Here is a 12,650-nt window from a genome sequence, read left to right as displayed (position 1 = left end):
CGACCGGTCTATCTCCACCAAGCGACCGGTGGAGCCGATCGATAGCTTCGTTTTGTCGGATTGTGCGTGTTGAACAATCGCGTGATGTCGAGCGCGCGCTGTCGAAGAAAAACACTTGTATATCGGACCACCCAAAGGGCGACTAGATGACGCGTACAGCCGATAAAATCAATTCTCTCGTCCGCGAGGACGGCTCGATGACCGAGGCCCTCGAGGCGATCCGCGAGACGGCGGATCGAAACGGGGGGGAGATCGAATGGTCGGACGTCCGCGACGACCTCACGAGCGGGCAGTGGGGCCGACTGATCGAGAAAGGGATTCTGGTCGATGGCGATGAGGGATTCGAAATCGCGAACCGAGACGCCTACGACGAGGCGTTAGACGGCGATGGTGGCGGTAGCGCCACCGACGTTCCCGACGTCGATATCGACGAGGACGAAGCCAAGTGGTCCCAGTGGGATAAGATGGCCGGCGTCGGTGCCATCTTGTTGATGTTCGGCTACTGGCTCAATTCGGTCGGAGACACGGTTGGGAGGACGGTCGATATGGTCTTTGGCCCGCTCGATGCAGCCCTTCCATTTTACGCCGTGATTATCGCAGTTTCCATGCTCACAGGGCTCTACTCGACGCTGCTTCAGGCGAACTTGATGAACACCGAACGTATCGGTAAGTATCAAGAGCGCATGAACGCGATGCAGGAAAAACAGAAGGACGTTCGCGAGCGCAAGAAAGAAGCCGAAGAGCGCGGCGCGAGCGAGGCGGAACTCGAGGCGCTCGAAAACGAGATGCAACAGGCTCGCGAAGAGCAGATGGAAGCCATGGCGGACAACCTGGGCATGTTCAAAGAGCAGTTCCGGCCGATGGTCTGGATTATGCTCTTTACGATCCCGCTGTTCCTCTGGATGTACTGGAAGGTGTCGACGCTCCAGGGAGCCGAGCGGTACGTCATCATGCCGCTTGTCGGTGAGATTCGATGGCAACAGGGCGTACTCGGGCCGGTGATGGCCTGGATTCTCTGGTACTTCCTCTGTTCGATGGGCTTTTCCCAGCTGTTGCGGAAAGCGCTCAACATCGATATGACCCCCACGAACACCTGAACCGGCTCAGAAAGGCAGTCATCCGTTTTCCCGTCGATCAACCGCCTCATGTCGGTGATTCCGTCTCATCTTCGATCAGTTGTTTTACCTCGAGTGTTTCTCTTAGCGTTGATCCGCCCAGTCGACCGCATGCGATTCAAAACCCATTTTACCCGGTAGCGTGGAGGTGAGATATGTTACTCACCGTCTCCGGACCGCCGGGAAGCGGAAAGAGCACGACAGCCGAGTTGCTTGCTGAGACCTTCGACCTCTCGCACGTCAGCGGCGGTGATATCTTCCGGGAACTCGCCGAGGAACGCGGCTATACCCCTCTCGAATTCAACAAACTCGCCGAGGAAAACGACGATATCGACCGCGATCTGGACCGTCGGCTCCGCGAGATCGCGATCGAGGAAGACGACCTCGTTCTCGAGTCACGACTCGCCGGGTGGCTCGCGGGCGATTACGCGGACTTTCGGTTCTGGCTCGATGCACCCGCGAGCGTCCGCGGCGAACGGATCGCTGAGCGAGAGGAGAAAGACCCGGTCCGGGCGACGGAGGAAACGCAGGCTCGAGAAGCGAGTGAAGCCCAGCGGTATCGGGAGTACTACGGGATCGATATCCGCGATCTGACGATCTACGATCTCTCGGTCAACACCGCCAGGTGGGAGCCAGACGCCGTACTCGACATGCTCGTGACCGCAGTCGATGAATACGACCAACACGGGGACGAGGGGAAGGCCCCGATCGAACTGGACGCCGAGTTTTGATGGCTCTCCGTGGCCCACCGGACGACCGTTCGCCCGCCGAGTTGCTCACCTTCGGCGTTGTCAATCTCGACAAACCGCCCGGCCCGTCCTCCCATCAGGTCAGCGGCTGGATTCGTGACGCCGTCGATGATTCGCTTGAGCGCGCCGACGCCGGAACGACGATCGATCGCGCGGCCCACGCCGGTACGCTCGACCCCAAGGTTACTGGGTGTCTACCGGTCATGCTCGGGGATGCAACTCGTCTCGCACAGGCTTTTCTCGAGGGCGAAAAGGAGTACGTGGCCGTCCTCGAAACCCACGCAACGGTTCCTGCGGACGCCGAGTCCGTTATCGGGGAGTTTGAGGGCCCGATCTACCAGAAACCCCCTCGGAAAAGCGCCGTCTCGCGTCGTCTGCGCGTTCGCGAACTGTACGATCTCGAGGTGCTCGAAGCCGCCGATCGACAGGTTCTGTTGCGGATTCGCTGCGAGAGTGGCACCTACGTCCGGAAACTCTGTCACGATATCGGGCTCGCGCTCGGAACCGGCGGCCACATGGGTCACCTCCGTCGAACGGCGACGGAACCGTTCGACGACAGCACGCTTTGTACCGCCGAGGATTTCGTCGACGCCCTCGCCTTCTGGCTCGAGGACGACGACCCGGAGCCCCTCTTCGAACTCGTCAGCCCCGGCGAGCGGATCCTCGAGCACATTCCCTCGGTCGTCATCGCCGATAGTGCGGCCCGGGAGGTCGCCGAAGGCGCGCCGGTATACGCCCCCGGCGTGCTCGAGGTCCCCGACGCTGATCGAGGTTCGCTCGTGACTTGTTACACCCAAAACGGGGCGGCAGTCTGTCTCGGAACGCTCGTCGGTGACGCCTCGAGCGAGTCGGGGACCGTCGTCGAACTCGAGCGCGTGCTCGTGTGATTCTCGAGGGCGTTCCGGTCCTCGCGAAACGACACGCTTAAACGCCACACTCTCATCGATCAATATGCGGGACCGTGGGGTAGTGGTATCCTCTGCGGATGGGGTCCGTAGGACCTGAGTTCGACTCTCAGCGGTCCCACTACGTATTCTCTATCTTTTCATCTGCGGGTGTCTCGAGCACCTAAGAGCGCCATCAGCGGTATTTAGAGGGGGATCTTTCTGTCGGCGTAGTTAGTCGCCGTATCGTACGGTGGTCACAGGGACATAAGCACGATAGCAAGCACCGCGAACCCGATACCCGCTACCTTTCGAGCCGTGAGCGATTCCTCGAGGAAGACGATGCCGATGACGGAGCTCAGGGCGATGAAGAGCCCGTAGATGGGAACGACGACGCTGACTGGACCGAGTTCGAGCGCGCGGTAGTACGCTAGGAGACCGACTGCCAGCGTGATCCCCCAGCCAGCGATGTAGGGCGTTTTCGGGTGGGATAGGTACGGCCGAACCGACATACCTCTGTAAACCAATACGCCGCCAACCAGCACGAGCAGGACGAAGTTCGAGAGGAAGACGGCCACCGTGCTCGGAACCGACTCCATCGCGATTTTCATCACCGGCGCAACCAGACTGTACGCGATGAACGCAACGAGCGACAGGGAGAGATAGCGACGGACCACTACTGTTCACCCGCACTAAGGTAGATCGCGACGATTGCACAGGCGATTCCTGCACCGCGGGTCACCGAGAGCGTCTCGTCGAGAAAGAAGATTCCAAGCACGGAGCTCCCGACGATGAACATGCCGTAAATCGGTACGACGACGCTGACCGGGCCGGCCTCGAGCGCCGATGTGTACGCGAGAATGCCGATCGTGAGGAACACTCCGCCGACGTAAATGTACGCGGCGTCCTCTGAAACCGCGTAGGACGGATCGACGGTGCCCGTCAGGAACAACACCACCGTTGTAATCACGAGAAACACGACCGTCGCGAGAAAGAGTCCTACTGCGGCCGGCACGTCTTGCGTTGCGATACTCGTGAGCGGGGCGACGACCGAGTACGCCAGAACTGCGATCACGACCCACAGCAGATATTCCATATGGTCTGTGGTTTCGTGTCGTGTATATCTGTTGCTGCCATCCGATCAACTGTTAGTTGTTATGGGGTTTTCGACGGAACGACGTTGATCTCTCGTTCGGTCTCGATCGGGTCGCGTGTTTTCGAGCCCGACACGACAGGGGAATTAGTCATATTGTCGATACTTATGGCCGGTTCGTGAGCGTAAAACCAACGTTTTATCAGTAATTCCGTTCGTTTATACGGTAATGAGCTCGAACGTATTTCTCGTGCCGTATGACTCTGAAACATTTGAGCGGACGGTTCTTTCGGAAGTCGATCTGAGCGACTATCCTGATCGCCCCGACGAGCTGTCCGGGTCGGAGTCGGCCCGATTCTGGGGCGTAGAAGCGGGATCGAGCACGGAAACGTATTTCGAGAAAATGGACGAAGGAGATCTCCTGCTGTTTTACCACGAGGACGAGTACGTTGGAACCGGCCGCGTCGGGACCACGTTCACGGATACTGACGAATGGGCGAGCACGACGTTCTGGGACGACGAGCCCGCCACGCTGATCTATACGGTCGAAGACTTCACAGCGACGTCGGTGCCGAAAGCGGCAGTCAACACGGTCTTCGATTACTCAGACGGCTATAACCCGAGTGGTTTGATCCGGGTCGCGGACAATCGAGTCGATAACACGCTCGAGGCGATCGAACTCGCCGTCAAGCAGTACACCTAGGTCGCGTCGATACGTGCTGTTCTCGAGACCCGCCAAAGATCGTTTGTAGAGTGGCAGCGATATCCTCTGCAGACGACATCAGGAACTATCCCCCCAGTAATTCCGTTGGATTCGGGCTGCCATCACCGGATTTATCCGCTCGTCCGACCCACCTCGTACAATGACTGTCGTCCTCGCCGGCATCGGTGCTGATACCACAAACCTCGGCGCGCTCGGGGGGCTCGCTGAGGACGGACGCTTCGATTACGTCCCGATCCCTGAAAAAACTCGACACACGAGCGAGTCAGAAACGCTCGGGTCGTGGCCGCTTCGAACACGCGAGGGAGTCGCGGCCGATCTCGCAACCACCATCTCTCCCCGTCCGATCACCGATGGTGAGACGCGGATTTCCGGAGCCGCCCTCGACGAGTGGCCGTTTCATCGCGATCCCAACTTCGAGGCGTTGACCTACGGGGAACATCGCGGCGGCTACGTCTCTCGACTTCGTTCTCTGGAACCCGGCGATATCGTCGGATTTTACGCGGGGCTCCGGCGACCGGACGGCGACCGTGCACACCGGTACCTTCTCGGTTACTTCACGGTTGGAACGGTCGACGTACTCGAGCCCGACTCGCCTCTCGACCAGCGACGAGCCTTGCTCGAGGCTCATTCCGATAACGCTCACGCGAAACGCGCACGCGATGGGAACGCCTATCTCGAGGACAAGACGATCGTGCTGATCGACGGACGCGAACCCGGCGGGTTGTTCGATCGGTATCCGATTCGCCTCAGCGAGTACTACGTCAAACCCGGCAACGAGCGGGCACAGTATTACCTCCGCGAGGAGATCGCCGACGCGCTCTCGGTCACCGCCGGCGGGGAGAACATGATGTACAAGCCGGCCTACCGCTGTTCGGTATCGGGCGAGGCCTTTCGGGACCTCGTTGGAATCCCGGGCGAGCGCTCGAGCGCGGATCGGCTCCTCACGGAGTTCGACTGAACTTCCTCGACTCGATAGCTGGAAAACCAGTCGGTTTCATGATGAGTGACCACGAACGGACGAAACAGTGACCGACGAAACGGACCGAAGCGAGAGGACGAATCGGCGACACGACCGCGTCCGCGTCCATCCCACGACGGGGGCCTCGAACTCGCTCGCTCACTGGACGACCGCTCGGAACCCGCTGCAGGTAGCGATCAATTACCTCGTGATCTGGCTCGTCCGCATCTCGCCGAGCCTTCGGCTCAAGCGCTGGTTGATGCGCCGAATAGGCGTAACCGTCGGTGAGGGCGTCTCGTGGGGACTCGAGGCGACGCCCGACGTCTTCTGGCCCGAACTGATCACCGTCGAGGACGATGCCATCGTCGGTTACGATGCGACGATCCTCTGTCACGAGTTCCTCCAAGATGAGTACCGGACCGGCGAGGTCGTGGTGGGAGGGCGAGCGATGATCGGCGCGGGTGCGATCGTGTTACCCGGCGTCGAAATCGGTGCCGACGCGCGCGTGGCGGCGAACTCGCTCGTTACTCGAGACGTGGCCCCCGGAACGACGGTCGCCGGCGTCCCCGCACGACCGATGGGGAGCGACTCGAGCGACGGGTCCAGAGAGGAGTCGTCCGATGGCACCGGCGACGACTCTCGCTCTGAGTAACGGGCGATTCGAGACCAAAAAGCACCGGCATAAATCGATCCCTCGATCGATGGAAAATCGGCTAAATCAGTCGCTTACAGTGACGACCAGGACGTTCGAGCCCGGTTCCAGGACGTGATGTCGGCCATCCAGCGGGCGGCGATGAGTTTCTTGAGGTTCTTCGCGGGGAAGCCGCCGAACGTATCGAACGGCAGCATCTTGACATCGTGGGCGACCGCTTTGTCGCCGACCGAGATCACGGTCCCTTTGTCGTCGTACTCCCAGGTCTTCAGCGGCCGGTTCTCGATCGCTCGAGGGATGTTTTCGCCGACGACTTCAGCTGCTTGCCAGGCGGCCTGGGCCGTCGGTGGGGCGGGCTGGTCGCCCTGGTCGATGATGGCCGAGTCGCCGATCGCGAAGACGCGCTCGTCGGAGGTCTGGAAGTTCGCCTCGGTGGTGACGCGGTTGTGTTCGTTCTCGAGGTCGGTGTCGTCGAGTGCGTCCCGGCCCGTGATGCCGCCGGTCCAGACGAAGGTGTCGAACTCGAGCGGTTCGCCCTCGTCGAAGTGGATGACGCCCTCTTCGGCTTCGGTAATCGGGTCGTCGGTGTGGATTTCGACGCCGGCCTCTTCGAGGAGGTCGCGCAGGGCCTGCTGGATCTCCGGGTCGTTTCCGGGGAAGATCTCCTCGAGCGCTTCGACCAGGTGAATGTCGATCGGCGCGCGGTGGATGTCGCGGAACTCGGCGATTTCGCCCGCCGTCTGAATTCCCGACAGTCCCGCGCCGCCGATGACGATCTGTGCCGGTTCGCCGCGAGTCGCTTCCTCGCTTGCTTCCTTGATCGATTCGTGGATCTCGAGTGCGTCGTCGAGGCTCTTGAGCGTGAGCGAGTGGTCCTCGAGACCCGGAATGCCGTAGTAGGCGGTCTGGCTTCCGAGACCGACCATCAGATAGTCGTACTCGACTTCGTCTCCGTCCTCAAGGGAGACGAGTCGTTCGTCGGTGTCGATTTCGGTGACTTCGTCCTGGATGAACTGCGTCGAGCGGTCGGCGATTTCGCCGACGGGGATCGTAATGTCGGATCGAACGCTCGGGTCGCGAATCACGCGGTGGGATTCGTGGAGAACGAGGTGGTAGTTGACGTCTGCGATCCACGTGAGCGACGCGTCGTCCTCGAGCTCCGATTGAAGTTTCTTGACCGCGCCGGCACCGGCGTATCCGGCACCGAGCACGACAACATTGTCTGTCATACCCAACAGTGGTGTGTACACCGATACAAAGGTGTTGGAACACAAACTACTGTGTTTATAGTTCACACACTTATGGCGCGAACCGTCGGTTAGAGGATTCGCTTGCCGAACGCGCTTGCGCTCAGTTCGGCAGCGAGCGTCGCCGTTTCGTTGGCCTCATCGAGGATCGGATTCACTTCGACGACATCCATCGACCGGAGGACGCCAGTTTCGGCGTGACGGCTCGAGACGGCCTCAAGGGCGGAGTGTGCTTCGCGGTACGTGACGCCACCACGGACAGGCGTGCCGACGCCGGGCGCGGTTTTGGGATCGAGCCAGTCCAGATCGAGGCTCACGTGGATGCCGTCGGTTCCACTCGTCGCGACGTCGAGAGCCTCTTCGACAACGGTTGTGATTCCGCGAGAATCGATGTCTGACATCGTAAACGACGTAATATCGCTCTGTTGAATGAGTTCGCGCTCCCGGTCGTCGATGCTCCGGAGGCCGACGTACGCGACTGACTCCTCGCGGACGCGAGGCGCGTGCGCCCAGTCCATCTCACCGAAGATTCCGCGTCCGAGGGCCGCACCGAGTGGCATTCCGTGGACGTTCCCGCTGGGTGAGGTTTCAGGTGTGTTGAGATCTGCGTGCGCGTCGAACCAGACGACGCCCAGATCGGCGTCGCGAGCCGAGCCGTTCATCGAGCCGATCGCGATCGAGTGATCGCCGCCGAGCACCAGCGGAAAGACTCCTTCCTGAATCGTTTCGCCGACCTCTCGAGCGAGTCGTCTCGAGACGTCTTCGATCTCCCGGAGGAACTTCGCGTTCCCGCGATTCAGCTGGTTGGCTTCCGGATCTCGTTCCTCCGCGCGGGGCATCTGTAGATCTCCGGCGTCGGTCACCTCGAGGCCGGTGGTCTCGAGCTCCGCGGCGACGCCGGCGTACCTGATCGCCGACGGTCCCATGTCGACGCCTCGACGGTTCGCACCGTAGTCCATCGGCGCACCGATAATTCGAACTGTCCGGTCCATACTCGGTCGTCTACTGCCAGTCGTTTGGTGGTATCGATCCCCGGAGAACGGCTGTCGATAGGTTTAGGGTTAGACGCCTCTAAATTTCAACTATGATGCTGAGCGACGTGATGGAAGATTACCTCAAAGCCATCTACCAGCTTCAACGCGATCAGGACGATCGTATCAAGACCTCCGAGATCGCGGCCGAACTCGACGTCACGTCGCCGACGGTGACGAGCATGCTCGAGAAACTCGAAGATCGGGGGCTCGTCGATCGGGAGAAATATCGCGGCGTCACGTTGACCGCCGAGGGCGAGACGGTCGCGCTCGAGGTCGTCCGTCATCACAGACTCCTCGAGTCGTATCTGACAGAACACCTCGATTACGACTGGTCGGAAGTCCACGCGGAGGCGGATCGGCTCGAACACCACATTAGCGAGGCGTTCGAGCGTCGAGTCGCTGCCGCCCTCGACGAGCCGGACGTCGATCCACACGGCTCGCCGATCCCCGGTGCGGACTTAGAGCCCCCTGCAGAGCCCGACGGTGACTCGGTCACCGAGTTCGAACGAGGCGACGTCGTCGTCGTCGAGGAAGTCGCCGATCGGGACCCCGAAATCCTCTCGTACCTCGCCGATCACGGCGTCGAACCCGGCGTCGAACTCGAGATTCTCGAGGTCGCTCCCTTCGGGATGGTAACTGCATGCGCCGAGGATCACGATGAGACGGTGTCGCTGCCCGAGGGCGTCGCTCACCACGTTCGCGTTGCCCCCCTTCCCGGACTCGAGTCGTAAGCGCTGGTTTGGCGCACCGGTCTTGACGGTGGGCTCGTATTCAACCTCGAGGATTCTCTCGATCTGTGGCGTGCTCCTTACATAGCGAGATTGGTCACCCAAACACAGTAATTAGCACAACCTAATCATTCGAAAGCCGTTGCCCGTGGATGGTGTCCCGGTCGATTTGGTCCGCCACGCGACAGTTTCCTCTCTCCGAACGCCGAATTCAGCTTTCAAAGAAAGGAAACGCCTTACTACTCACGGGAACAACAAAAGAATGGAAAAGAACACCGGGCTCACCCGCCGGGTTTAAGGAAATCAATTACGTAGGATTCCATATGTCATCAATCGAACTCACTCCGAGCCAGAAGAAAATACTTCGCGCCCTGACGAATCTACACAACGAAACTGACGACGCGATCAAAGGCGAAGATATCGCAGAACAGGTCGACCGAAACCCGGGCACGATTCGCAACCAGATGCAGAGTCTCAAAGCCCTCCAGCTCGTCGAGGGTGTACCCGGTCCGAAAGGCGGATACAAACCGACCGCAGCAGCCTACGAAGCCCTCGAGATTCAGCAGATGGACGACCCCGCGTCCGTCCCACTTGAGCACGAAGGCGAACCCGTAACCGACGTAATCATCGAAGAGATCGACCTCTCGAGCGTCCACCACCCCGAACTCTGCCGCGCAGAGATTCACGTTCAGGGCGCGATCGGCGACATTAACGAGGACGATTCGGTCGTCGTCGGCCCGACGCCGCTCTCGAAACTCCTCATCGAAGGCACCGTCGACGGCAAGGACGATACGAACAACATTCTGATCCTTCGAATCGACGAGATGGTCGCACCGTCCGAAGAAGCCGCCCACTAACTGCCGCTGGTATTTTCTGTTTCCCTGGTAATTGTCTTCGATCAGCAGTGCCACGAAATTCGATCCGAAAAGCCCGTCTGAAGATCGAAAAACAGCCTATTCGGACGATTCGTCCGACTCGCTCACATCACCTGCGGCGACCGCCGGGATGACGTCGACGCTCGCGACGGCGTCGTCGGCTTCTACGTCCATGATGGTCACGCCCATTGTGTTGCGCCCGACCGTCGAAATCTCGCCTGCTCGAGTCCGCATGATCTGTCCGCGTTCGCTCATCGCGACGAGGTGGTCGTCTTCGGTGACGGCTTTGACGGCCGTAACGGGACCGTTTCGCTCGTTGGTTTTGATGTCGATTAGCCCCTTGCCGTAGCGTGACTGTTTGCTGTACTCAGAGAGCAGCGTCCGTTTCCCGTAGCCGTTCTGGGTGACGGTCAACAGCGAACGGTCGTCGTCCTGATCCATCGCGACGAGTCCGGCCACAGCGTCGCGGTCGTCGCCGTCGCCCTGGAGTTTGATCCCGTTGACCCCGCGGGCGTTGCGTCCCATCTCGCGCACCTCGTTCTCGTCGAACCGGATGGTCATCCCCCGTTCGGTCGCGATCACGAGATCGGTCGTGCCGTCTGTCACCTCGACGTCGACGAGTTCGTCGCTCTCCTCGAGGCTCGCCGCGATGATGCCCGTCGTGAGGATGTTGTCGAACTCCTCGCCGGCCGTGCGTTTGACGTAGCCGTTTTTCGTCACCATCGTCACGCACTCGTCGTCCTCGAACGAGTCGGTGTCGACGACCGCCGTGATCTCCTCGCCGTCGTCGAGATCGAGGATGTTGACGGCGGATTTGCCGCGTGCCGTCCGGCCCATCTCGGGAATCTCGTAGGTTTTCAGTTGATAGACCTGCCCGTGGTTCGTAAAGCAAAGCAGGTAGTCGTGGGTGTTCGCCTGGAACACCGCCGACACGCGGTCGCCCTCTTTGACGTCCGCGCCGATGATCCCTTTGCCGCCTCTACCCTGGGGGTCGAAGGCGTCGATCGGCATCCGTTTGACGTAGTCGTCTTCGGTCATGACGACGACGACGTCTTCTTCCGGAATGAGGTCCTCGTGGGTGACCGTCCCCTGATCCTCGATGATCGAGGTTCGGCGGTCGTCGTCGTACTCGTCTTTGATCTCCCGAAGTTCGTCTTTGATGACGGTCAGCAGTTTCGACTCGCTCTCGAGAATCGCGGTCAGGCGGTCGATCTCCGCTTGGACCTCCTCGTACTCGTCTTCGATCTCCGCGGATTCCATCGATGTGAGGCTGCCCAGTTGCATCCGGACGATGTGTTCTGCCTGCGACTCGGAGAAGTCGAACTCGGATGCGAGCCCGGATTTCGCCGCCGAGCGGTCCTCGGAATTGCGAATGAGTTCGACGACGTCCTCGACGTTCTCGAGGGCCTTCAACCGTCCCTCGAGAATGTGGGCGCGATCCTCGGCCTCTTCGAGGTCGTACTCACTGCGCCGGCGGACGACCTCCCTGCGGTGGGAGACGTACTCCTCTAGGGTCTCTTTGAGCGAGAGGACCCGCGGTTGGCCGTCGACCAGTGCGAGGTTGATGACGCCGAAAGTCCGCTCTAAGTGATTCTCGAGCAGTTTGTTCTTGACGACGTCGCTGTTTGCGCCGCGTTTGAGGTCGATGACGACCCGAACGCCGTTTCGGTCGGACTCGTCTCGCAGGTCCGAAATCCCCTCGATTTCGCCCTCGTTGACGTCTTCGGCGATTCGCTCGACGATTCGTGCCTTGTTCGCCTGGTAGGGAAGCTCCGTGATGACGATGCGTTCCCGATCGGTTTTCCACTCCTCGACCTCGAACTCGGCCCGAACCCGGAGTCGGCCGCGTCCGGTTGCGTAGGCCGAGTAGATGGCGTCGCGGCCGACGATGTTCGCGCCGGTCGGGAAGTCGGGTCCCTTGACGTGTTCCATCAGGTCCTCGACGGTCGAATCGGGGTTGTCGATGAGTTCGATCGTCGCGTCGATCACCTCGCCGAGGTTGTGCGGTGGAATGTTCGTCGACATCCCGACCGCGATGCCCGAGGAGCCGTTGACGAGCAGGTTCGGGAACGAGGAGGGAAGCACGGTCGGTTCCTCGAGTCGGTCGTCGTAGTTCGACTGGAAGTCGACGGTGTCCTTGTCGATGTCCTCGAGTAGCTCCTCGGAGAGCGCGGACATCCGTGCCTCAGTGTATCGGGGCGCTGCGGCCGGATCGCCGTCCATCGACCCGAAGTTCCCCTGGCCGTCGACGAGGGGATAGCGCATCGAGAAGTCCTGTGCCATTCGGACGAGTGTGTCGTAAATCGCGCTGTCGCCGTGTGGGTGATAGTCACCCATCGTTTCGCCGACGATCGAGGACGACTTCCGGTGGCTCGAGCCGCTGGTGACGCCCAGTTCGTGCATCGCGTACAGGATGCGTCGGTGGACGGGCTTGAGCCCGTCGCGGGCGTCGGGGAGGGCACGACCCGCGATGACGCTCATCGCGTAGTCGATGTAGCTCTGTTCCATCTCGTCTTCGATGCGGACGGTTTCGACCGTCCGAGCCTCTACATCCGTGGGTTCGGGTACGTCTGAGCTCATGTGTCTTGCCT

General features: G+C 60.6%; 13 protein-coding genes and 1 tRNA gene. 9 read left to right on the top strand and 5 right to left on the bottom strand.

Annotation, left to right across the window (positions count from 1 at the left end):
- The first annotated feature begins 146 nt into the window (after nucleotides 1–146).
- The 4 genes from HALLA_RS10280 (at nucleotide 147) to HALLA_RS10265 (ending at nucleotide 2,890) form a co-directional block, all read left to right on the top strand.
- Nucleotides 147–1,097 (top strand): DUF106 domain-containing protein, encoded by a 951-nt coding sequence (locus tag HALLA_RS10280; RefSeq protein WP_049953269.1) that lies wholly within the window; start codon nucleotides 147–149, stop codon nucleotides 1,095–1,097.
- 173 nt (nucleotides 1,098–1,270) lie between these two features.
- Nucleotides 1,271–1,846: a (d)CMP kinase gene (cmk, locus tag HALLA_RS10275; protein WP_049953268.1), complete on the top strand. Its 576-nt coding sequence runs from the start codon at nucleotides 1,271–1,273 to the stop codon at nucleotides 1,844–1,846.
- Nucleotides 1,846–2,751: an RNA-guided pseudouridylation complex pseudouridine synthase subunit Cbf5 gene (locus tag HALLA_RS10270; RefSeq protein ID WP_049953267.1), complete on the top strand. Its 906-nt coding sequence runs from the start codon at nucleotides 1,846–1,848 to the stop codon at nucleotides 2,749–2,751. The genes cmk and HALLA_RS10270 overlap by 1 nt, the downstream gene beginning before the upstream one ends.
- 68 nt (nucleotides 2,752–2,819) lie before the next feature.
- Nucleotides 2,820–2,890: transfer RNA gene (locus tag HALLA_RS10265), tRNA-Pro, on the top strand.
- Nucleotides 2,891–3,005: 115 nt separating this feature from the next.
- Here HALLA_RS10265 and HALLA_RS10260 read toward each other — a convergent pair.
- Together HALLA_RS10260 and HALLA_RS10255 are read right to left on the bottom strand one after the other, a co-directional pair.
- The gene (locus tag HALLA_RS10260; protein ID WP_049953266.1) at nucleotides 3,006–3,425 is read right to left on the bottom strand and encodes an EamA family transporter; all 420 of its coding nucleotides are present in this window, start codon (nucleotides 3,423–3,425) and stop codon (nucleotides 3,006–3,008) included.
- Nucleotides 3,425–3,844: an EamA family transporter gene (locus tag HALLA_RS10255; RefSeq protein WP_049953265.1), complete on the bottom strand. Its 420-nt coding sequence runs from the start codon at nucleotides 3,842–3,844 to the stop codon at nucleotides 3,425–3,427. Before HALLA_RS10255 ends, HALLA_RS10260 begins: the two co-directional genes overlap by 1 nt.
- 226 nt (nucleotides 3,845–4,070) lie before the next feature.
- Between HALLA_RS10255 and HALLA_RS10250 the strand changes: the two genes are divergently transcribed.
- From HALLA_RS10250 to HALLA_RS10240, 3 genes are all read left to right on the top strand, one after another.
- Complete coding sequence (locus tag HALLA_RS10250; protein WP_049953264.1) at nucleotides 4,071–4,544, top strand: hypothetical protein; 474 nt, start codon at nucleotides 4,071–4,073, stop codon at nucleotides 4,542–4,544.
- A gap of 160 nt (nucleotides 4,545–4,704) precedes the next feature.
- Nucleotides 4,705–5,523, top strand: coding sequence for an Nmad3 family putative nucleotide modification protein (locus tag HALLA_RS10245; protein WP_049953263.1), 819 nt, complete (start codon nucleotides 4,705–4,707; stop codon nucleotides 5,521–5,523).
- A 67-nt stretch (nucleotides 5,524–5,590) separates the two neighbouring features.
- Entirely contained in the window at nucleotides 5,591–6,175 is a 585-nt protein-coding gene (locus tag HALLA_RS10240; protein WP_049953262.1) for an acyltransferase, read from the top strand.
- Nucleotides 6,176–6,249: 74 nt separating this feature from the next.
- On the opposite strand, the gene HALLA_RS10235 is transcribed toward HALLA_RS10240, so the two are convergent.
- A complete protein-coding gene (locus tag HALLA_RS10235; protein WP_049953261.1) occupies nucleotides 6,250–7,404 on the bottom strand; it encodes an NAD(P)/FAD-dependent oxidoreductase in 1,155 nt (384 codons plus the stop codon).
- A gap of 89 nt (nucleotides 7,405–7,493) precedes the next feature.
- The gene (rocF, locus tag HALLA_RS10230; RefSeq protein ID WP_049953260.1) at nucleotides 7,494–8,414 is read right to left on the bottom strand and encodes an arginase; all 921 of its coding nucleotides are present in this window, start codon (nucleotides 8,412–8,414) and stop codon (nucleotides 7,494–7,496) included.
- A 92-nt stretch (nucleotides 8,415–8,506) separates the two neighbouring features.
- Between rocF and HALLA_RS10225 the strand changes: the two genes are divergently transcribed.
- On the top strand, nucleotides 8,507–9,187 hold the full coding sequence (locus HALLA_RS10225) for a metal-dependent transcriptional regulator (RefSeq protein ID WP_049953259.1): 681 nt from the start codon (nucleotides 8,507–8,509) through the stop codon (nucleotides 9,185–9,187).
- 320 nt (nucleotides 9,188–9,507) lie between these two features.
- Nucleotides 9,508–10,041 carry an Rrf2 family transcriptional regulator gene (locus tag HALLA_RS10220; protein WP_049953258.1) on the top strand — a complete coding sequence of 178 codons (534 nt, stop codon included), beginning with the start codon at nucleotides 9,508–9,510 and terminating at the stop codon, nucleotides 10,039–10,041.
- A 96-nt stretch (nucleotides 10,042–10,137) separates the two neighbouring features.
- Here the strand turns inward: HALLA_RS10220 and gyrA are convergent, their stop codons facing one another.
- Nucleotides 10,138–12,639, bottom strand: coding sequence for a DNA gyrase subunit A (gene gyrA / locus HALLA_RS10215; protein ID WP_049953257.1), 2,502 nt, complete (start codon nucleotides 12,637–12,639; stop codon nucleotides 10,138–10,140).
- Nucleotides 12,640–12,650: the final 11 nt, after the last annotated feature.

It is taken from the genome of Halostagnicola larsenii XH-48 (assembly GCF_000517625.1).
GTDB lineage: Archaea > Halobacteriota > Halobacteria > Halobacteriales > Natrialbaceae > Halostagnicola > Halostagnicola larsenii.
This window is presented reverse-complemented; position numbering and strand designations above follow the sequence as displayed.